Origin of the sequence: Flagellimonas algarum, from assembly GCF_040513375.1 — a bacterium.
GTDB classification, from domain to species: domain Bacteria; phylum Bacteroidota; class Bacteroidia; order Flavobacteriales; family Flavobacteriaceae; genus Flagellimonas_B; species Flagellimonas_B algarum.
Genome location: NZ_JBEVTG010000001.1, coordinates 1,092,108 through 1,113,564, shown reverse-complemented (window position 1 = coordinate 1,113,564; position 21,457 = coordinate 1,092,108). Strand labels below are relative to the sequence as shown.

Sequence of the window (21,457 nt, the reverse complement as noted above, 5' to 3'; positions counted from 1 at the left end):
TCACCCTATCCCAATGCCGGAACTTCGTCGGGAGAAATAGGGCGGTTACTTAACTTACCCAAAGTTGCCCATTTTGACTTCAATTTGAAAGGGCAATGGTATGAGTGGTCCGAATTATTGTATGGGTGGTAGATTCTGCATGGTTTTCGGTTGGCGGTTTTTTCGTGTAATTCGAAACCCAAGGGCGGTAATCCCTTGTAAATGAACAAGCTTCATAGCCGTGTTTTTTCGATTGTTCCGATTTTTTAATACTTTGTAGTTCAAACACTAAAACCATTGACATGACGAAAACCCTCGGGTATCCCCTGGGTATTTTGGCTGTGATCATATTGGGTGTATGGGCCTATTTCTCGCTTTGCGCTACTTGTCGCTTCGCAGCTGTTGTCGATACCCCGGTTGAAAAAGCTGAATTACCCGAGACCCCTGAGGCGACCCGTTTCCCCTTTGTGCTAAAGGACGGCGGCTATGCCTTTGAGGTCAATGACAATTTCAATTTTAACCTGTCTTCGGCAACGATTAAAGATTCGCTGTCAACACAGGTGGTTTCGGGTATCGAAAGCCTGAAAGCCCATTTTTCGACCTATGGTGACCGCATGGTCTCCATCACCGGACATTACCGTTCCGACGAAGTGAATCAGACAGCCTTCCCCGATTTGGGTTTCGCGAGGGCCAACGCGGTTAAAAATCGATTTGTGGCTTTGGGGATCCCATCGACCAGAACGGCCTTATCGAGCAAATTGAAAGAAGGGATGGTCGCTGCCGATAGCATACTCTACGGACCGATTTCCTTTGCGATAACCAAAATGGATGACGCTGATCATGAAAAGCTTCAATCGCTTTTCGATTCGATTACCGAAAATCCCTTGGTGCTGTATTTCGAAACCGGACAGGCTTCGATTTCGCTCGATTCGAAACAACGACGAAAAGTCATCGATATCGCGACTTTTTTGGACCAGGTGTCTGGATCACAATGTACGATTACAGGTCATACGGATAATACTGGCGAACGAACGGCCAATGTGGCCCTTGGCCTCCAAAGGGCCGAATTCGCAAAAGCCTACTTGGTCGGTAACGGCATCGCTTCCGATCGTATCGTTACCGCGTCAGACGGCCCAGACAAACCGATTGCTTCAAATGGGACCGAAGAAGGAAAAGCCTTGAACCGTAGAACCGTGGTCACGTTAAAACAATAACCCGCTAAAAAAACTATTATGGAATTAGATTCGATTTGGTGTTGGCTCATACCGATTCTAGTTGGGCTTCTCTGTGCCTTGCTGGGATACTTTTGGGGAAAATCAACCGCAAAACCCAAAGTAGATATGTCAGCAACCGATGCCTTACAAGCAAAAATCAATCGGTTGGAAGCCGATCTGAAGGCTTGCGAAGAACGGTTGATAGCACCGCCAAGCCCTCAAGAAGACCTCAGCATTTCCCCATTGGCCGCGGTACCGACGACTATGGCATTCGATGCCAACGCTGCAAAGGCGGCCTTCGGCAAACGGATCAAGCAAGACGACCTGAAAATCGTCGAAGGAATCGGTCCGAAAATAGAAGGCCTATTCCACAACGCCGGTATCGATACTTGGAAAGCCTTATCTGAAACCGCAGCTTCAACATGCCAAGAAGTCCTGGATTCTGGTGGCGACCGCTACCGGATCCATGATCCGGCATCTTGGCCCATGCAGGCTAAAATGGCTTATGAAGGCCGGTGGAAACAACTGGTCAAATGGCAAGATGAACATAAGGCAGGTAAATTCTAAGATTACACTTAGAGGGCCTGGTTCCGGCCCATTTCCCCTGGGTAGAACGATATGACCGGGTCGCTTTGCCAATAGGCTTTGGTGTCGACATCCATTATGGTCAACGGCCCTTTGAAGGCGGCACCGGTATCGAGGTTCCAAACGTTGGCTTGACAGCTTGGTGGTACGACCCCCGTTTTTGATAGCGGGGTATGCCCAATGAATATCTCCTTATAATGGCGCAACCGATTCGGATACTTCGGATTGCTTTGCAACATCCCTTCCGGCATGGCCTTGGCGAGCTCCCATAGGGTGCGGTCCCAATAAAAAAGCTGATTGAAGTATTCAAACTCGATCCCCTTCAAATTGGTAAACCCTGCATGCAGGAAAAGTCGATTGAAATCATCCAAGTAAGTGTTCTCCAGTTTGGCAAAAAAATCAAGATGGGCCTCCCATTTCGATTTCCCGGCCTTAAGGTAAGAATCGCGGGTAGCGATGCCCCCATGGGCCAACCACTGGGGGTTTTCGTTTCCGGTAAGCATCCATTCACGACACAATTCGTCATGGTTGCCCCGAATAAAGGTGCAGTTATGGGTGTCGGCGAGCTCGATCAAAAAAGCGATCGTTTCAAAGGCATCACTCCAAGAATCGACATAATCCCCTAAGAAAACAACATGATCTTCAGGGCTGACCTTGGCCCTTTCAAATACTTGTTGCAGGGCTTTGAGTCCGGCATGAACATCACCGATGACCAACGTACGCATACTTCGATTTTGGGGCAATATTAGTCGAATTCCCGGCAATGGATGAAAACTTAGCGTAAAGTTTGTGCCGATGTCCCAAAAATTTTTGGAAGGCGATACGAATTCTATACCTTGTGCAGCCAAGCATGATGCAAACGCATGACCAAAGTATTTTGCATAGGGGAACTCTTGATCGATTTCGTTGCCGAACACCAAGGCAGTGAACTGTCGAAAGCCAACGACTTTACGAAAAAAGCCGGTGGGGCTCCGGCCAATGTGGCCTGTGCCGTTGCCAAATTAGGTGGCAAAAGCTCCTTTATCGGAGCTGTAGGCAAAGACCCTTTCGGTACGTTTCTTTTAAACGTTTTGAGGAACGAGCGGGTCGATATCTCATTGGCCCAACGCTCCAAGACCTTCACGACCTTAGCCTTTGTCTCCATTGCGGAAGATGGCGAACGCGATTTCGTTTTCGATCGGGGGGCCGATAAGGAGCTGAAATACGATAAGGCCATCAAGAAAGATTTCAAAAACAACATCATCCATTTCGGTGCGGCAACGGCCATGTTGGGCGGCAAATTGGAAGAGGCCTATGGGCATTATCTTTTCGATGCCCTGACCGAAGAGGCGTTTATCAGTTTCGACCCCAATTACCGAAGTGACCTTTGGCAAGATGACCAGGCGACCTTCATCAAAAAATGCCTGCCCTATGTAGAAAAATCACATTTGTGCAAGTTCAGTCTCGAAGAGGCGCAACTCCTATCGGGCAAAACAGCGGTTGAAGAGGCCTGCTCCTATCTGCACGAAGTAGGGGCCCGAATCATCGCGATTACCCTAGGTAAGGACGGCACCTTCGTAAGCACGCCGAATAAACAACATACCGTGCCCAGCATCAAGGTTTCTGCCGTTGATACCACTGGTGCCGGCGACGCCTTCATAGGATGCCTCTTGTTCCAAATCGCGCAATTGCACAACATCCCTTCGATTTTTGAAGACACGGATAGCTTGCTCGAAATGGTTAAAGTCGCCAATCGGGCCGGTGCCTTGACGACCACACAGTTCGGGGCGATCAACGCCCTACCCACCCTCAACCAACTCCAGTCGTAAAATGAACCAGGCTGCGCTGCATCGCATGCTATCAGAAAAAGCCAAGCCCAAGGATCCGGCCGCGCTTTTCGATTTACGAATGGCCACCAACCTGACCCTGATCAAAGACCTTTTCCTAATGCTATACCCAAATGGCAAGGAATCCGGACATTTCAAAAAGCTATTGAAAACCCTGCGCAAGCTGCATAAATCGCGCCCCGACGAACTCAAAGCGCAAGATATCAAGCGGCTCCATTCCGGAAATTGGTACCAATCGGAGCAACTCGTGGGCATGCAGCTTTATGTCGATCGTTTTGCGAAGGACCTCAAGACGCTAGAGGGAAAGCTGGGTTATTTTGAAGCGATAGGGGTCAATTTCCTGCATTTGATGCCCTTGACCAAAAGACCCCAAGGTGAAAATGACGGAGGCTATGCCGTGAATGATTATGTCGGGATCGACAAACGCTTCGGCACCAAAAAAGACCTGCTGAAACTCAGTTCGACCCTACGTGAAAAGAACATGTATTTAATGCTCGATTTCGTAGTCAACCACACTTCGGATGAATTTCCGTGGGCTGAAAAAGCAAAATCGGGTGATCGAAAGTACCAGGGGTTCTACTACACCTATGCCGAACGCGATATCCCTGACCTTTTTGAACAGACCCTTCCTGAGGTTTTTCCGGAAACCTCCCCGGGCAACTTCACCTTTATCCCTGAAATGCAGCGTTGGGTGATGACCGTTTTCAATTCCTATCAATGGGATTTGAACTATACCAATCCGGAAGTTTTTCTGGCCATGCTTGAAAACCTGGTCAAGCTTGTGAATCTGGGGGTCGATGTGGTCCGTTTCGATGCCTTGGCATTTCTGTGGAAGAAAATCGGGACCATTTCGCAAAACCTACCAGAGGCCCATGTATTGATCAGCTTATTCAGGATGTGTCTTCAGGTGGTTGCACCAGGAAGCATTTTATTGGCCGAGGCCATCGTTTCGCCGACCGATATCTTGAAATATTTCGGCGAAGGGCAACGAAAGGGCAATGAATGTGAGATTGCCTACAACGCTTCCCTAATGGCCCTCCTCTGGAATTCGATCGCTACCAAAAAAGCCGCCTTGCTACACAAAAGCCTGACCAATGTGGCCAGCAAACCGGAAGACTGTACGTGGGTCAACTACATCCGTTGCCACGACGATATCGGTTTGGGTCTTGATGATCGCTTTATCGGCGAATTGGGTTGGAACCCCCAAGGGCACCGTAAATTCTTATTGGACTACTATTGCCAACAGCTGGACTGGTCACCGGCCAAAGGACTTCCTTTTATGTACAACCCAAAGACCGGCGACGGTCGGATCACAGGAAGCGCAGCTTCATTGTTGGGACTCGAGCGGGGACTGGAAGGCAATAACCAAGAAATGGTCCAAAAAGCCATTGATAAAATCGTATTGCTGCACAGCATCGTCTTGTCGTTCGGGGGGATTCCAATGATCTATGCCGGAGATGAGATCGGCACCTTGAACGACTACACCTTTTTGAACGAAACCGACAAAAAAGAAGACAGTCGATGGGTGAACCGCCCCAAACAAGATTGGGCCCTGGTCAAGAAATTGGATGACATGCAACACCCGCAAGGCGTTATCTACCACCGCATCAAATCACTGATCGCACTCCGCAAACGACTCCCGGTTTTGGCTGATAGCAGCAACCCGTTGATCCACCATTGCGGCAATGAGCACCTCTTTGTTTTTGAACGGAAGGGTAGTGAAAAAAGCCTATTGATCATCTGTAATTTCGATGAATCCGAACAAGTGTTCGATAGCGGGTTTTTAGAGCGTTTAGGGTATTTGAAAGACCAAAGCTTTTTTGAAATCATCGGTGGTGACCATATTCGTTTGAACAGCGGTTTCATCTCCATTGCCCCTTACGGCATGTTATGGATCCGACGGCCTTAATTAGCTGTACCGCACTTTTCGTAGGATCCGCAAGGCTTCTTTCAACGAAAGGTAGGTCGCGGTATCGAAAGCTTTCAACAACGGTCTGGCCAGTTCCATTTGTTCTTTGGCCTCTTCGAAACCGTTCAGATAACAGATCAGAAAGGTGTCGGGCAAATGTTTCAAATCCCTTTGTTCCGTTGCCGTAAGTGGCATGCTTTTGGTCAATTTCGATAGCAGTGTCTGGTTGGTATTCAAAATATGCAACAAGGTCTTTTTATCGTATTGCGGTGGGTCGAAGACCAATTGGCTGTCAATGGTATAATTGCCATTTTCGGAAAAGGTAATGGTCACTTCCTCCAATGGATAGTATTTCTGCTGTTTCCCCAACCCCAGTTGCACAAATTCGAGGGTGTTGAACGTATTGTCATCAAAGCTGATCGTAATTTCATCCAAAGCCGAATAGAACAATTTGACCTGTTCGTTGATCAGCTCGATATCGACGCGTGAGTAATAGACCTGATCCTTTACTTTTTTTTGATGGCCTGCCCAACAAACCACGAACTGTTCTTTGAATACTTTGTAGCTGCTATTCAGGTCTCCGTGGCGGTTATTGATGAAATCGATGACACCATCCAAGGTCAGTTCGATATTATTGCGGGCATGTTGCTCGATAGTCGCAACCGTGGCCGAATTGATGTCTTCGATTTCGATATCAAAGACTTTCGGCAGACTGATGCTTCCTTCCCTAAAGAAAACGGACCCTCCGTAATATTTCCAGATATTCTTGCGCAACGAACAAATATTGCCATCAGACCGTATGGTGACCAAGCCTACTACTTTGCCTTCCGGTAAATGTGGAAAGGGGATGTTCTCATACGAGATCTTCGGTGGGTTTGCTAGATAGGCATTGACCAGGTTTTGAATCTTACTATCATCGAAAAAATCGACCCCGACGATTTTGTTGTCTTCGTCTTCTACACCGACAACGATAAAGGAATTGTTCTTGGGGTTGCTGTTCGCGAGGGCGCAAACATGCTTGAGGAATTTGGCCTTGCCTTCCTTTTCTCCGATCGAGATAAAACGCTTTTTGTCATAAAAACTGTTCTCGTCATTGTGGGCGAGCAAGTTCTTGACCAGCAAGCGTTTGTTGATCATGGTGTTTTCTTCACAATGGTCGAACTGGCTTGTGCCGTGGGCATCACGATCAAATCGGCGATATTCACATGGTAGGGGCGGGTAACCGCAAAATGGATGATATCGGCAATATCTTCGGGCAAAAGAGCCTGATACCCCTCATAAACACCTTTGGCCCGTTCCGTATCCCCTTTAAAACGCACTTCGCTGAATTCGGTCTCGACCAAGCCCGGGTTGATCGCCCCGACACGGATCCCGTGGGCGTTCAAATCGATGCGCATGGCTTGGTTGATGGCGTCGACGGCATGCTTGCTCGCACAATAGACATTGCCTTTAGGATACACTTCCTTTCCTGCGGTCGATCCGATATTGATGATATGGCCCGATTTGCGTTCGACCATTCGCGGTAAAATGGCCCGTGAGACATAAAGAAGTCCCTTCACATTGATGTCGAGCATGGCGTCCCAGTCTTCCAGGCTGCCTTCGTCTATAAAGTGCAGGCCGTGCGCATTACCCGCATTATTGATCAAGATATCAATCGAGCTGAAGGTTTCTGGCAAAGAGGCGATGGCCTGTTGCACGGATTCCTTTTCCCGAACATCGAAATTCAAGGTATGGATCGGGGCCATTCCGCCAAGTTCTTCCTTAAGGGCATCGAGACGTTCTTGTCGTCGGCCACAGAGCACTAAGCCGTAGCCTTCATTCGCAAAACGTTCGGCCGTTGCTTTACCGATACCGCTCGAGGCTCCCGTAATGAATACCGTCTTTTTCATAAGCTTTGATTAAGGCACCTTATGCCCTTGACTGGCTGCCAATAAGGTAAACCAATCCGTAAGTTCCATATCGATTTCAGCAGCTTTCATCGAATCAACCAAACGCTCTTTGTTGGCCGTTCCAACTACCGGATGGATCGAAACCGGATGCTTCATGATAAAGGCTAGCAACAACTGGCTTTCATTGGCATCATACTTTTCCAACATGGGGGTCAAAGCCGCTTTGATCCTGGCGGTTCGGTCGTCGTCCTCCCTAAAATAACCGCCTAAAGGGCTCCAGGCCATCGCCATACGATTCGCTGCGATACAATCATCGAAGGTGCCATCGTACATGGGGGCGTCATGGGTCATGGAATACTCGACCTGATTCGCCGAAACACCCACCGCCGATTCTACCATGGCGATTTGCGAAGGCGTGAAATTCGAAACCCCGAACTGCTTGATCTTTCCTTGGTCCATCAAATGTTCGACGGCCTCAGCGATTTCCATGGGATGCATCAATGGACTCGGTCGGTGCAAAAGGAACAAATCAAGATAATCGGTTTTCAAACATTCGAGCGATCGCTCGGCAGACCAAATGATGTAGTCTTTGTCGTATTGGTAGTGTTTTACGTGATTGGGCCTTCCTTTGACGTGTTGGATCCCACACTTGGTGATGAGTTGGATGTCTTCCCTAGCGATACCGCTGCCCGAAAAAGCGGCCCCAAAGGCCTCCTCGTTTCCATAATCGCCATAAATATCGGCATGATCGAAGGTGGTGATTCCGGAGGCAAGGCAATGGTGCATCAAATCGCGCATTCCATCGGTCGAAAGTTGCTTTCCCCAACTTCCCCAAGTCATCGTTCCGGCAATGATCTTTGAATATAAATCGGTCTTGTCCATAGGCTGGTGAAAGTATAAAATTAATCCCTTAAACTCTTCATAAAACTTGGGCTTCCCGGCTTTTTTTAACCAATAATTAACAGGTCGATTTTAAATTAATTTTCATTTTGCGCTTTATTAATTTGGTGAACAAAATCCACAGAGACAACGAATTGTATATGGAGGAAAATACTACGATGGATATTAGTGCGGTGAACGAGAAAATTGCGAAGGAAAGCGCTTTTATCGACTTGTTGACCCTTGAAATGAACAAGGCCATTGTCGGACAAAAACATATGGTCGAACGTTTGCTCATCGGCTTATTGGGGCAAGGCCATATTCTTTTGGAGGGGGTGCCCGGTTTGGCAAAGACCTTGGCGATCAACACCCTGGCGAAAGCCGTCAAAGGGAGTTTCAGCAGAATCCAGTTTACACCCGACTTGTTACCCGCCGATGTCGTGGGTACCTTGATCTACAATATCAAAGAGAACGACTTTTCGATCAAGAAAGGACCCATATTCGCCAATTTCGTGTTGGCCGATGAGATCAACAGGGCGCCTGCCAAAGTGCAATCGGCATTGCTCGAGGCGATGCAGGAACGTCAGGTCACCATTGGGGACGAGACTTTTGCGCTTGATGCACCATTTTTGGTCATGGCAACGCAAAACCCGGTAGAACAAGAAGGGACCTACCCTTTACCCGAAGCCCAAGTCGACCGATTCATGTTAAAGACCGTGATCGATTATCCCAAATTGAACGAGGAACAATTGATCATTCGTCAAAATCTGAACGGTGGCGGCCAAGCCATCAAACCGGTAGTTACCGTGAAACAGATACTCAGTGCCCAAAAAGCGGTCAAAGAGGTATATATGGACGAAAAGATCGAGAAGTACATTCTTGACATCGTGTTCGCGACCCGCTATCCGGAGAAATACAACCTTGAAAACCTCAAACCACTGATCAGTTTTGGAGCTTCCCCCAGGGGAAGTATCAATCTTGCCAATGCCTCGAAATGTTATGCCTTTATCAAGCGCAGGGGCTATGTGATCCCAGAAGATGTCAGGGCAGTTGTACACGACGTCCTTCGACACCGTATCGGGATCACTTATGAGGCCGAAGCTGAAAATATTACCTCGGAAGAGATCATCAACAAGATCGTCAACGAGGTCGAAGTGCCCTAACCACACTTTGGGTTTGGCTTGACGGTCGTCGTTCAATGGCAATCGGCCAAACCGAAATCTTGACTTTTGGATGGATACAAAGGAGCTGCTAAAAAAAGTACGTAAGATCGAGATAAAGACCCGGCGGTTGTCGGATCATATCTTCGGGGGCGAATACCATTCGACCTTCAAAGGGCGGGGCATGACCTTCAGCGAAGTACGGCAGTACCAATATGGTGACGATGTTCGAAATATCGACTGGAACGTCACCGCCCGATACAATGAACCTTACGTCAAGGTGTTCGAAGAAGAACGTGAATTGACCATGATGTTGATGGTCGACGTGAGTGGCTCCGAACTGTTCGGTACTTCGGATCAGTTCAAAAAAGAGGTGATTACCGAAATTTCGGCCACCTTGGCCTTTTCCGCATTGCAGAATAACGACAAAGTAGGACTCATCCTTTTTTCAGACGAAGTAGAGTTGTTCATCCCTCCAAAAAAAGGAAAGAGCCATGTGCTTCGGATCATACGGGAATTGTTGGAATTCAAACCGCAAAGCAATCAAACCGATTTGGCCGAGGCTTTGAAGTTCTTGACCAATGTGATGAAGAAAAAAGCCATTGTGTTCGTCCTTTCCGATTTCATCACCGATGGATATGATACGACCATGAAGATCGTCGGCAACAAGCATGATGTAACCGGGATCAGGGTCTACGACGAAAAAGAAGAATACATTCCCAATCTTGGAATGGTCCAGGTAATGGATGCCGAGTCGGGCAACTATCAATTGATCAATACCGGGTCGAAAAAGGTACGCCATGAATATTGGAAATACCATCTGGAGCGGGTCGATTATTTCAATGATTCGTTCAACAAATCGGGCAGTGGCGTCATCCATTGTCGGGTCGATGAGAGCTATGTGAAGAAATTATTGGGGTATTTTAAACGAAGGGGATAATGCAGAAGATCGGGGTGCCATACATACATTCGTTCGCTTTTCGAAAGCACATCGCTACAACCTTGCTATGTTGCTTTCTATTGGGCGTCCAAGGATTGATGGCCCAGCAAGATTCCAAAGTACGTGCTGAAATCGATACCGCGTCCATAAAGATCGGGGAGCAGATCCAGTTTACGATCACCGTTGAGACTGACAGCCTTAACATCGTTGCATTTCCGGAAGACCAAACTTTCTCGCCCCTTGAAATGGTCGAAGCCCTAAAAATCGATTCGACCAAAAATAAAGATCGGATTACCCTGCAACGCATTTACGCACTTACCCAATTCGATAGCGGAGCCTATACCATACCGCCCCAAAGGATCGCGATCAACGAACAACCTTACTTTACCGATTCTTTTAATATCAAGGTCGCCGATGTGGTCGTCGATACCACGAAACAGAAGATGTACGATATCAAACCCTTGATCCAGGTGAAAAAAAGCAACGCCAAAATCTGGATGATCTTGCTATGGGTGTTGTTGGCGCTTGCCGCCATCGGAGGAGCGGTCTATTGGTATATCAACCGAAGAAAACCTTTGAGCGAAGAAGAGAAGGAAGCCTTGTTGCCTGCTTATGACCGAGCTCTATTGGAATTGAAGCGTCTTGAAAACTCAAAATACCTCATTCAAGACGAATACAAGAAATACTATTCGGAATTGACCGATATCATCCGCTCGTATCTTGAGGAAGATGTCCATGTCGCTGCCCTCGAAAGTACGACCGACCAATTGATCGAAAGGTTGGAGCTGCTCAAGGATGCCGGTGAACTTGGTTTGGAGGGCGATACCATCCAACAGTTCAAGAATGTATTACAGACCGCCGATTTGGTCAAATTCGCCAAAAAGAAACCCGCTTCGGGCAGGGCGGAGGAAGACCGGAAATTCGTTGAAAGTCTAGTAGTAAAGACCAAGGAAGCCTTACCCGAACCTTCCGAAGAGGAACTCTTGCACAACGAGGCCTATTTGGAAGAACTTGCCCAAAAGAACAAAAAGAAACGGATCTATATCGCAGCGGCGAGTATTCTCGGGTTCATCGTTTTGGGAAGCGGTATTTCCATGGCATATTTCGGATTCAAGACCGTTAAGGATTCCGTTTTCGGCTATCCGACCAAAACCCTGCTTGAAAAGGAATGGGTAGCCAGCAGTTACGGCTTCCCTCCAATCGAAATCGAAACCCCCGAAGTGTTGATCCGACAAGAGGTTGCCCTACCACAGGAAGCCGAAAAGGCCGTCAAGGAATTCCAGGCGTTCGGGTACGGCAATTATCGCGGTTTGTTTTCCGTAACCACCAACTCGACCACCTTTGTCGAACAAGAAGATCCCAATTTCGAAGGGGCAATTGAAGGCATGCTGACCACTTTCGAGTCAGGTGGGGTCCGAAACATCATCACCAAGCAAGATGACTTTTTCTCAAAGTCAGGTGTTCAGGGCTTGAAAACCCACGGTTCGGGGCAGTTGCAAGAACCTGACGGCGGCAGTTCACGTCGTTTCGAATATGCCATCCTCAGTTTTGGGGGCAAAGGGTTTATGCAACACGTCATCATGACTTGGGAAAACGGCGATGCCTACGCCGAACAGATCGTTCAACGTATATTGGCCTCGGTCGATGTAAAAACCCAGGTATGATGTTTGACAATATCGAGTTCGCCAATCCTCAATTCTTCTGGCTCTTTTTGCTCTTGCCACTGGCACTTTTATGGTATCTGTTCAAGCGTAAAAAAGAAGTAGCCGCAGTTCGCCTCTCGAGTATCAAAGGTTTTGTAGGGAATGGGATGTTACCCAAATTAAAACCCTTGCTCTTCGTACTCCGTCTGTTGGCATTGGCCGCGATCATTACCGCCCTGGCAAGACCGCAGACCGAAGATATCTCGACACGTACCAAAACGACTAAGGGTATCGATATCGTGATGGCGATCGATGTGTCATCGAGTATGTTGGCCCAAGACCTTAAACCGAACCGATTGGCGGCTTTGAAGGATGTGGCAGCCGATTTTATCGAAAAGCGCCCTAGTGACCGTATCGGATTGGTCGCCTACGCTGGGGAAAGTTATACGAAAACGCCGATAACCAGTGATAAATCCATCGTTCAGGGATCCCTTCGTGAGATTACCTACGGGCAGCTGGAAGATGGAACCGCCATTGGCATGGGTCTGGCTACCTCGGTAAATCGGCTCAAAGAGAGTAAGGCCATCAGCAAGGTCATCATTTTGTTGACCGACGGGGTCAATAATTCCGGATTTATCGAACCCCAGACCGCTGCGGATCTGGCCGTCGAATACGATATCAAAACCTACACCATCGGTCTGGGTACCAATGGCAATGCACTGACCCCGATAGCCTATAAGAGGGATGGATCGTTCCAATATGGAATGCGCCAGGTCGAAATCGACGAAAAATTGCTGCAAGAGATCGCCGAGGTTACCGGCGGGGTATATTTCAGGGCCACTGACAACGAAAAACTGGAAGAAATCTATAACGAGATCAACAAACTCGAAAAGACCGAAATCGAAGAATTCAAGTATTACAAATACGAAGAAAAATTCAGGCCATTGATCTTTTTGGCAGGTCTTTTGCTTTTGTTGGAATGGGGGTTGAAAGCCACTTTATTTAAAAGTTTCATTTAGGACAATGGTACAGTTCGACGAAAAACTATATTTCTATTTATTGGGCATCGTCCCGGTTTTGGTCTTGCTATTCCTTTTGCTCCAGGTTTGGAAAAAAAGCAAACAACGCGAATTCGCTTCCCATGCCATGTTGAAGCGTCTAGCCCCTGATCGATCCACGGTCAAGGGACCCCTGAAGTTGCTTTTTTTGTTGTTGGGATTAAGCTTTTTGGTCATTGCGTTGGCCAATCCGAAAATCGGCACTAAACTCGAAACCGTCAAACGCGAAGGGGTCGACATCGTTTTTGCCGTTGATGTCTCGAAAAGCATGTTGGCCGAGGATATCGCCCCGAACCGCATCGAAAAAGCGAAGCGATTGGTTTCCGAGATCATCAACCAATTGGCCAGTGACCGGATCGGCATCATCGCCTATGCCGGGCAAGCCTACCCGCAATTACCCATCACCACCGACTATAGTGCCGCGAAAATGTTCTTAAGGAGCATGAATACCGATATGCTTTCTTCGCAAGGCACCGCCATCAATTCGGCGATTGAATTGGCGACCACCTATTACAACGATGCGGATCAAACCAATAGGATCCTTTTTATCATATCGGATGGTGAAGACCATTCGGAAGGATCGACCCTTGATGCCGTCGAAGGTGCGGTGTTGAACGGCATCCGGATATTTACCATAGGGGTGGGTAAACCCAAAGGTGCCCCGATACCCATCAAGCGCAACGGTATCGTAGAAAGTTTGAAAAAGAATTCAGAGGGTGAGGTGGTCATTTCGAAATTGAATGAAATGGTCTTATCGGACATCGCCCAAAAAGGCAATGGTCAATACATCAATGGGTCGAATACCGAAGATGCCGTCGAATATATCAAGGAGGAACTCGAACGAATGGACAAAAAGGAATTCGAGGCCAAGCAGTTCGCAGAATATAAAGACCAATTCCAATGGTTCTTGGGGATCGCACTATTCTTTCTATTTTTAGACATTTTCCTCTTAGATCGAAAAACCGGATGGTTAAAGAAGTTGAACCTTTTCAATGCGCACGATGATAAAGTTTAAATTGAGTACCCTTCTCCTATTCGCCGTGGTTTTCGGACATGCCCAAGAGGATGCCGAAGCACAGCGCCAAGCTGAAAAGGCCCTGCGTGAATCGACCGATATCACCTATGACGCCAACAAGACCCTGACCAAAAACGACTTTGTCAATGCCGAGGCCGACTATCGGAGGGCGATTTCGAAAAGCGATCAAAATGCCGCCGCCCCCTACAATCTAGGCAGGGCATATTACAATAGGGAAAATTTCACCGAAGCCTTTGGTAGGTTCAAACAAGCCGGCGAAAAAGCGACTGAAAAACCGAGCAAGCACAAGGCTTTTCACAATATGGGCAATGTGTTCATGAAGAACGAGGAATATGAAAAAGCGGTCGAAGCCTACAAACAGGCATTGCGCAGCAACCCAAAGGATGATGAAACACGGTACAACCTTGCCTTGGCCAAAGAAATGCTAAAAAAGCAACAGAACGAAGAGAACAACGACCAAAACCAAGACGACAAGAACCAAGACCAACAGGACCAAAAAGACAAGAACCAAGACCAGAACAACGAAGGGGATCAAGACAAGGATAAGGAAGGCGAAAACAAAGACGAAGAAAACAAGGACGAGGGAGACGAAGGTGACCAAGGGGAAAACCAACCCGAAGAAAATAAGGAAGGCGACGGTGAACAAAAAAAGGAACAGGAGAAACAACCGAATCAAGGCGAAGAACCTGAAAAACAAAAACGACCCCGACCCAACCAACTTTCAAAACAACAGATCCAAAACCTCTTAGAGGCCATGCAGAACGAAGAGAAAAAGGTCCAGGAAAAAATCGACGCCAAAAAAGTCAAAGGTGCCAAGATCAAAAACGAGAAGGATTGGTAGTGAACAAATGGGTAACATATGGATTCGCGATTTTCTTGCTGGCGACAAGCCATTTGTCTTGGAGCCAAGAAGATGAGGCCATTTCATTCCAGACCAATTTGAGCAAAGAACGACTGGGGATCAACGAACGGTTGAAGGTCGAATTCACCATGAACAAAAACGGTGATAATTTCAGCCCGCCCGATTTCGAGGGTTTTAAAGTGGTCATGGGTCCGGCGCTTTCCCAAAGCAACAGCTGGGTCAACGGTAAACGATCGTTCTCGTTGACGTATTCCTATATTCTTTCACCGAAGAGCAAAGGGAGTTTCAAAATTGGCCAGGCCACGGTCGAAATCGAGGGCAAAACCTATAAGACCCCAGTAAAGAAAGTCACCATTACGGAGGCGGTGGATAATCCGAACGCGCCGAAATCGGTCGATGACGTCGCCGACGAAAGCCTTCATCTTGTCGCCGAAGTATCCAAGGGCAATCCGTACCTGAACGAGGCGGTCACCGTGGTCTACAAATTATATGTCAGTCCCTCCATTTCGGTCACGAACTTTAGGCCTTTAGACAGTCCGAAATACAATAATTTCTGGAGTCAGGACATCCCGGTAACCAAATACAACTCGAAGAACGCTACCTATGAAGGCAAACCGTATCGAAGCGTGGTCTTGAAACGGGTAGTACTCTATCCGCAAAAGGAAGGAAAATTGAATATCGAACCCCTTTCATTGGAAATCTACGTGGATGTTCCTACCAATCGCCGGGATTTTTTCGGGGGGCGCATTTTCAAACAAACCAGCAAAACCGTTTCAGCGGGGCGTCGCACCTTGAATGTGAAACCATTACCCTTGGCAGGAAAACCCGATGGCTTCAGTGGTGCTGTTGGGGAATTCGATTTTGAGGTGACCACCAGCAAGACGAGCTTGAATGCTTCGGAGTCGTTACAGGCCAAGGTCGAGGTGACCGGAAAAGGCAATCTGAAGCTGTTTCAATTGCCAGAACCCGATCTGCCCAGTGCCTTGGAAGTCTACGAACCCGAATTCGATGAAAACGTGCGTACTACCGCTGCGGGCATGCAAGGCAAAGTAGCCAACAACTATACGATCGTACCCGCGTTTCGAGGCAAATATCCGATTCCGAGTATCTCTTTTAGCTTTTTCGACCCCAAAACGGCCACCTACAAAACCCTGAATTCAGACGAGATCACCATCAACGTTATGGAAGGGCCTACGGATGGAGGGGAATCAGTTGCTGCCACCCCGGGAGCCCGGAAAATTACGATCCCTACGGGAAAACAGTTCCACTTCATCAAGGTCAAACCGAACCTCACCCCCATCGCTACGAATTACTTTTTTGGTTCAAACCGGTTCTTCGGATATATTTTCGGATCCCTATTGATCATTCCGTTGTTCATCCTCTTCCGAAAACAACAACAAAAGCAAAGCCAAAACGTCGAAGGCAACCGTTTACGAAAAGCGAACAGATTGGCACGAAAATACCTTTCGACCGCCAAAAAGGAACTGGGCAACGAGGATCAGTTCTACATCGCCCTTGAGAAGGCGCTACACAACTATTTAAAGGCGAAATTGCGAATTGAAACCTCTGAATTCAGCAAAGAAAAAATAGAAGCATTATTGCACGAAAAACAGGTCAATGCCACCGACATCGACTCCTTTATCGGCCTTTTGAAAAATTGTGAAATGGCACGATACAGTCCATTCACCGAGGTGCAGATGCAGCAAGATTACGAAAAAGCCAGTGATGTCATCTCCAAAATCGATAAGCAGCTATGAAGATCCGGATATTCATCGTGATGTTGTGCTTTGCTCTCGGCGCCCAGGCCCAAAATGAGACCTTATTCGTGCAGGCGACCAAGGCGTATAACGATGGAAATTTTGAAAAAGCCGCCGACTATTACCAAGAGATCCTGAAAAACGGAAAGCATTCGGCTTCCCTTTACTTCAATTTGGGAAATTGCCATTACAAACTGAATGAAATCGGTCCGAGTATCTATTATTTCGAAAAGGCCTTGTTGCTGCGACCCAACGATCCCGAAATCTTGAACAACCTTGGCTATGCGCAGAACATGCGCCTTGATGCCATTGATCAAATGCCCGAAACCCCCTGGTCGAAATTATATAACAACCTGGTCAATATCATGACGTTCGACCAGTGGGCCTATTTGACCGTTTTCCTCGTTTTGGCCTTTGTTATCGCTTACCTTTTGTATTACGCCCTGTTCGGGGCCACCCAGAAGCGGGTGATGTTCGTTACCAGTGTGGTATCACTGATCCTCGCCGGACTATCGGTGGTTTTTGCCTACCTGCAATGGCAAGACCATCTTTCAGACAATCCGGCCATTATATTCGAACGTGAAGTCGTGGTCGCTTCGGAACCCAACGAACGCAGCGAAAAAGTATTCACCTTGCATGAAGGCACCAAGGTCAATGTCTTGGAAACCTTGAACGAGTGGAACAAAATCTGGATCGCTGACGGCCAAACCGGCTGGATTCCCGCTGAAAGCCTGAAACTATTGAAAGACTTTTAAAGAAAATTAACAGGATTTCAATAGTATTACTTTTATATTTGTTTTAGAAGGTATTCCATGAAAACCCTGGTTTTTTCATTCATAGCGTCCTTGCTTATTTGTTCGATACTGGCCCCTTCGGTAGAGGCCTTGGTATTCGCCAAGAACGACCTATCGTTGGTCGTCGATCTGAACGAAGAAGAGAACAGCAGTGAGAATGAACTCAAAATCGGGGAAAAAGACGGTGTTCTTCCCATAGAAAGCCTTCTCGCCCTGTACGCAAGCGAACAAACGGCATCCGTCGGTATGACGGCCCTTATCTCGCTTTCCGAAGGCAACCACGAAGTGGTACTACCTCCTCCGGAACCGTTCGCCTAACCGCTCCAGAAAACATCCTAATTATTAACTGTCTTCATTTTAAGCAACAACCAACGAAGACAAAAAATTACTTTTATGTTCAAGAATTTAAAAAATGACCTACCCGCAAGTATCGTGGTGTTTTTCGTTGCCCTGCCTTTGTGTTTGGGTATCGCCTTGGCTAGTGGGGCACCCCTTTTCTCCGGTCTTATCGCCGGAATCGTCGGGGGGATCGTGGTCGGTGCCGCAAGTGGATCCCAAATCGGGGTCAGTGGACCTGCAGCCGGTCTGGCAGCCATTGTTTTGGCCGCTATCAGCTCACTAGGTTATGAACCTTTTTTGGTAGCCGTGGTCTTAGGGGGCGTTATCCAGATCATCTTCGGATTGTTGAAAGCCGGGATCATAGGATATTACTTCCCTTCTTCGGTAATCAAAGGCATGCTCACAGGTATCGGTATCATCATCATTCTAAAACAAATCCCGTATTTCTTCGGTTTTGACAAAGACCCTGAAGGTGACTTCGCGTTCTTCCAAATCGATGGTGAAAATACCTTTTCGGAAATCTTCAATACCATCAGTGGTATTTTAAGCGGAAATTTCACCTTGGGAGCCACCATCGTAGCCGTCATAGCGATGTTCATCCTGATCTTATGGAACAACGTCCTTTCCAAAAAAGGGCGGTTCTTTCAGTTGGTCCAGGGGCCCTTGGTCGCTGTCATCGTCGGAATCGTTTTTTACATCCTGACCAAGGATTCGTCATCATTGGCCATTTCGGAAGAGCATTTGGTCAGCGTTCCCGTTCCTGACAGCTTTGATAGTTTTATCGGCCAGTTCAGTTTTCCTGATTTTTCGGCCATAGGAAAAGGTGAGATTTGGATCACCGCTTTTACCATAGCCTTGGTCGCAAGTCTTGAGACACTCCTCTGCGTCGAGGCCACCGATAAATTGGACCCTAAAAAACGGGTGACCCCGACCAATCGTGAATTGTTGGCGCAAGGATCGGGTAACATCCTTTCAGGTATGATCGGAGGTATTCCGATTACCCAGGTAATCGTTCGTAGTTCAGCCAACATCCAGTCTGGGGGCAAAACGAAAATGTCGGCCATCATCCATGGGTTCTTCCTATTGATCTCAGTCATGTTGATCCCCACCTTATTGAACCAAATTCCGCTTTCGGTATTGGCAGCGGTACTGTTCATCGTAGGTTATAAACTGGCTAAACCATCACTATTCAAGAAGATGTATAATTTGGGATGGAAACAGTTCGTTCCGTTTACCGTAACCGTAGTCGGTATCGTGTTTACCGATCTCTTGGTCGGTATCGGTCTGGGTCTTGCCGTTGGTATCGTGGTCATCCTGATCAAAAGCTACCAAAACTCCCACTTCTTGCATATTGAAGACAAGAGCAACGGCAGCCATCGAATGAAAATGACCTTGGCTGAAGAAGTCACCTTCTTCAACAAAGGGGCCATCTTAAAGGAATTGGATCGAATCCCGGAAGATTCCTACCTTGAACTTGATGTTCGCAAAACCCGTTATTTGGATAACGACATCATCGAGATCCTCGAAGATTTTTCATCGAAAGCCAAGGAACGGAACATCGACATCAAATTGGTTTCCGAACGGGGCATCGTTGAGAATCCGCCGAGTTACATTGAATTTTTTAATCTGAGAAAAAAGAAAACCGCATAACATGATCACACAAACAAAAGAAACACAAGCCGCTCTTTCTCCGGAAGGGGCCATAACCCTGCTCAAAGAAGGTAACGAACGTTTCGTATCCAAAAAAATGGCAGATCGCGACCTTTTGGCCCAAGTATCACAGACGGCTACCGGTCAATACCCCTTTGCGACCATATTGAGTTGCATCGATTCACGGGTCTCTGCCGAATTGGTCTTCGATCAAGGTGTAGGTGATATCTTCAGTGCCCGTGTTGCCGGCAATATCGTCAATGAAGATTTGTTGGGCAGTATGGAATTTGCCTGTAAACTCGCAGGCACCAAAGTAATCGTTGTGCTAGGCCACACCAGTTGTGGGGCAGTCAAAGGCGCGGTCGATGATGCCCGATTGGGGAACCTTACCTTATTATTGAGTAGGATCCGAACGGCCGTAGATGCGGTCGCTGAACCGGCATCAGCTGAGGAGCGTACTTCGAAGAACAGTACCTTCGTCAACACCGTGGCCGAAAAGAACGTCGCCTTGACCATTCAGGCCATTCGTGACCGAAGTGCGGTCTTACGCGAGATGGAAGAAAACAAGGAAATCGCCATCGTTGGCGCCATGTACGATATCGCCGACGGCCGCGTGCATTTCTTATAATGAATACCTCCGTTGGAACAAACGGAAAGGCCGTGGTCGGTGCGACTACGGCCTTTTTTTGATGCCCCTAATGGCTGGTAAGCCGAATTTCCTTCGGCTTTCTAGTGCAAATTGTTAAATTTGTCGGCTCATTAACGCAATCGACAATGATTGAGACCATTAAGGAACATTTGGAAACCGTTTCTAAGTTCACCGCTTCATCACTTGAGGAAGTCGAGACCTTTCGCATTACCTATTTGGGTAAGAAAGGCCTTTTGAACGAATTCTTCGCCGAATTCAAGAACGTTCCCAATGAGGGGAAGAAGGCCTTTGGCCAAGCCATCAATCAACTGAAGAACGCGGCACAAGAAAAGGTCGAGACCTTAAAGGAAAGCCTTTCTGACAACCAGGCGGTCGTTGGAAAATATGGAGATCTCACGCGGCCAGGGGAAGCGTTGGAACTCGGGGCAAGACATCCTATTTCCATCGTAAAGAACCGGATTATTTCCATTTTCTCACGCATTGGGTTCAATGTGTCAGAAGGCCCTGAAATCGAAGATGATTGGCATAATTTCACTGCCTTGAACCTGCCCGAACACCATCCGGCGAGGGATATGCAGGACACCTTCTTCGTTCAGACCGATCCCGATATCCTATTACGAACCCATACCTCATCGGTTCAGGTCCGTTATATGGAAGCGAACCAACCCCCCATTCGAACCATATCACCGGGTAGGGTCTATCGAAATGAAGCGATTTCGGCCCGATCCCACTGCTTCTTCCATCAAGTCGAAGGATTGTATGTCGATAAGGATGTATCCTTTGCGGATCTCAAACAAACCCTACAGCATTTTACCTCAGAAATGTTCGGAAAGTCTAAAATCAGGTTGCGCCCATCGTACTTCCCGTTCACGGAACCCAGTGCCGAGGTGGATGTGTATTGGGGATTGGAAACGGAAACCGATTATCGAATGACAAAGGGTACCGGCTGGTTAGAGATCATGGGCTGTGGCATGGTAGACCCAAATGTCTTGCAAAACTGCGGCATCGACCCGGAAGTCTATTCCGGATTCGCCTTTGGAATGGGTATCGATCGAATCGCACTATTGTTGCATCAAATCTCGGATATCCGTTTGCTCAGTGAAAACGATGTCCGCTTTTTAGAGCAGTTCAAATCGGCCTTATAAACCCGATTTCCGTTGTTCAACTTTGAACACTTCGTTTTTTTTCAAGCTTATTTTTTTTGATTTATCATTTTAAGTGGTTGATTTTTATGGGATTACCATAGGTTTTTTTGGCATGCGCCACTAACTTGGGTAACGCTAATCCA

At 47.5% G+C, this 21,457-nt stretch carries 20 protein-coding genes; 16 read left to right on the top strand and 4 right to left on the bottom strand.

Going from position 1 to position 21,457, the window contains the following annotated elements:
* Positions 1–281: 281 nt before the first annotated feature.
* Positions 282–1,193: an OmpA family protein gene (locus ABV409_RS05120; protein WP_353876468.1), complete on the top strand. Its 912-nt coding sequence runs from the start codon at positions 282–284 to the stop codon at positions 1,191–1,193.
* A 126-nt stretch (positions 1,194–1,319) separates the two neighbouring features.
* Entirely contained in the window at positions 1,320–1,760 is a 441-nt protein-coding gene (locus ABV409_RS05115; RefSeq protein ID WP_353876467.1) for a hypothetical protein, read from the top strand.
* Between the two features lie 8 nt (positions 1,761–1,768).
* Here the strand turns inward: ABV409_RS05115 and ABV409_RS05110 are convergent, their stop codons facing one another.
* Positions 1,769–2,503 carry a metallophosphoesterase family protein gene (locus ABV409_RS05110; protein ID WP_353876466.1) on the bottom strand — a complete coding sequence of 245 codons (735 nt, stop codon included), beginning with the start codon at positions 2,501–2,503 and terminating at the stop codon, positions 1,769–1,771.
* 138 nt (positions 2,504–2,641) lie between these two features.
* On the opposite strand from ABV409_RS05110, the gene ABV409_RS05105 reads away from it, so the two are divergent.
* On the top strand, positions 2,642–3,586 hold the full coding sequence (locus ABV409_RS05105) for a carbohydrate kinase family protein (RefSeq protein ID WP_353876465.1): 945 nt from the start codon (positions 2,642–2,644) through the stop codon (positions 3,584–3,586).
* Position 3,587: 1 nt separating this feature from the next.
* Entirely contained in the window at positions 3,588–5,513 is a 1,926-nt protein-coding gene (locus ABV409_RS05100; RefSeq protein ID WP_353876464.1) for an amylosucrase, read from the top strand.
* Here the strand turns inward: ABV409_RS05100 and ABV409_RS05095 are convergent, their stop codons facing one another.
* Genes ABV409_RS05095 through ABV409_RS05085 form a run of 3 tightly spaced genes read right to left on the bottom strand, consistent with a single transcriptional unit; the run spans position 5,514 to position 8,284 of the window.
* On the bottom strand, positions 5,514–6,650 hold the full coding sequence (locus tag ABV409_RS05095; RefSeq protein WP_353876463.1) for an ATP-binding protein: 1,137 nt from the start codon (positions 6,648–6,650) through the stop codon (positions 5,514–5,516). It lies immediately after the preceding gene.
* Positions 6,647–7,402, bottom strand: a complete 756-nt coding sequence (locus ABV409_RS05090) for an SDR family NAD(P)-dependent oxidoreductase (protein WP_353876462.1) — start codon at positions 7,400–7,402, stop codon at positions 6,647–6,649. The genes ABV409_RS05095 and ABV409_RS05090 overlap by 4 nt, the downstream gene beginning before the upstream one ends.
* Positions 7,403–7,411: 9 nt before the next feature.
* Positions 7,412–8,284 (bottom strand): aldo/keto reductase, encoded by an 873-nt coding sequence (locus tag ABV409_RS05085; protein WP_353876461.1) that lies wholly within the window; start codon positions 8,282–8,284, stop codon positions 7,412–7,414.
* Positions 8,285–8,442: 158 nt separating this feature from the next.
* Here ABV409_RS05085 and ABV409_RS05080 point away from each other — a divergent pair, with 158 nt between their 5' ends.
* The 12 genes from ABV409_RS05080 to pheS all read left to right on the top strand — a co-directional run bounded on the left by ABV409_RS05080 (position 8,443) and on the right by pheS (position 21,314).
* Positions 8,443–9,444 carry an AAA family ATPase gene (locus ABV409_RS05080; protein ID WP_353876887.1) on the top strand — a complete coding sequence of 334 codons (1,002 nt, stop codon included), beginning with the start codon at positions 8,443–8,445 and terminating at the stop codon, positions 9,442–9,444.
* Between the two features lie 70 nt (positions 9,445–9,514).
* Complete coding sequence (locus ABV409_RS05075; protein WP_353876460.1) at positions 9,515–10,381, top strand: DUF58 domain-containing protein; 867 nt, start codon at positions 9,515–9,517, stop codon at positions 10,379–10,381.
* Positions 10,381–12,045 (top strand): BatD family protein, encoded by a 1,665-nt coding sequence (locus ABV409_RS05070; protein WP_353876459.1) that lies wholly within the window; start codon positions 10,381–10,383, stop codon positions 12,043–12,045. The genes ABV409_RS05075 and ABV409_RS05070 overlap by 1 nt, the downstream gene beginning before the upstream one ends.
* Positions 12,045–13,043, top strand: a complete 999-nt coding sequence (locus ABV409_RS05065; RefSeq protein ID WP_353876886.1) for a vWA domain-containing protein — start codon at positions 12,045–12,047, stop codon at positions 13,041–13,043. The genes ABV409_RS05070 and ABV409_RS05065 overlap by 1 nt, the downstream gene beginning before the upstream one ends.
* 4 nt (positions 13,044–13,047) lie before the next feature.
* The gene (locus tag ABV409_RS05060; protein ID WP_353876458.1) at positions 13,048–14,097 is read left to right on the top strand and encodes a VWA domain-containing protein; all 1,050 of its coding nucleotides are present in this window, start codon (positions 13,048–13,050) and stop codon (positions 14,095–14,097) included.
* A 1-nt stretch (position 14,098) separates the two neighbouring features.
* Entirely contained in the window at positions 14,099–14,959 is an 861-nt protein-coding gene (locus tag ABV409_RS05055; RefSeq protein ID WP_353876457.1) for a tetratricopeptide repeat protein, read from the top strand.
* A complete protein-coding gene (locus ABV409_RS05050; RefSeq protein ID WP_353876456.1) occupies positions 14,953–16,737 on the top strand; it encodes a BatD family protein in 1,785 nt (594 codons plus the stop codon). The genes ABV409_RS05055 and ABV409_RS05050 overlap by 7 nt, the downstream gene beginning before the upstream one ends.
* Positions 16,734–17,492 (top strand): SH3 domain-containing protein, encoded by a 759-nt coding sequence (locus ABV409_RS05045; protein WP_353876455.1) that lies wholly within the window; start codon positions 16,734–16,736, stop codon positions 17,490–17,492. The genes ABV409_RS05050 and ABV409_RS05045 overlap by 4 nt, the downstream gene beginning before the upstream one ends.
* A gap of 57 nt (positions 17,493–17,549) precedes the next feature.
* Entirely contained in the window at positions 17,550–17,849 is a 300-nt protein-coding gene (locus ABV409_RS05040) for a hypothetical protein (protein WP_353876454.1), read from the top strand.
* A 75-nt stretch (positions 17,850–17,924) separates the two neighbouring features.
* Positions 17,925–19,520 (top strand): SulP family inorganic anion transporter, encoded by a 1,596-nt coding sequence (locus ABV409_RS05035; protein ID WP_353876453.1) that lies wholly within the window; start codon positions 17,925–17,927, stop codon positions 19,518–19,520.
* Between the two features lies 1 nt (position 19,521).
* On the top strand, positions 19,522–20,148 hold the full coding sequence (locus ABV409_RS05030; RefSeq protein WP_353876452.1) for a carbonic anhydrase family protein: 627 nt from the start codon (positions 19,522–19,524) through the stop codon (positions 20,146–20,148).
* 146 nt (positions 20,149–20,294) lie between these two features.
* Positions 20,295–21,314: a phenylalanine--tRNA ligase subunit alpha gene (gene pheS / locus ABV409_RS05025; RefSeq protein ID WP_353876451.1), complete on the top strand. Its 1,020-nt coding sequence runs from the start codon at positions 20,295–20,297 to the stop codon at positions 21,312–21,314.
* Positions 21,315–21,457: the final 143 nt, after the last annotated feature.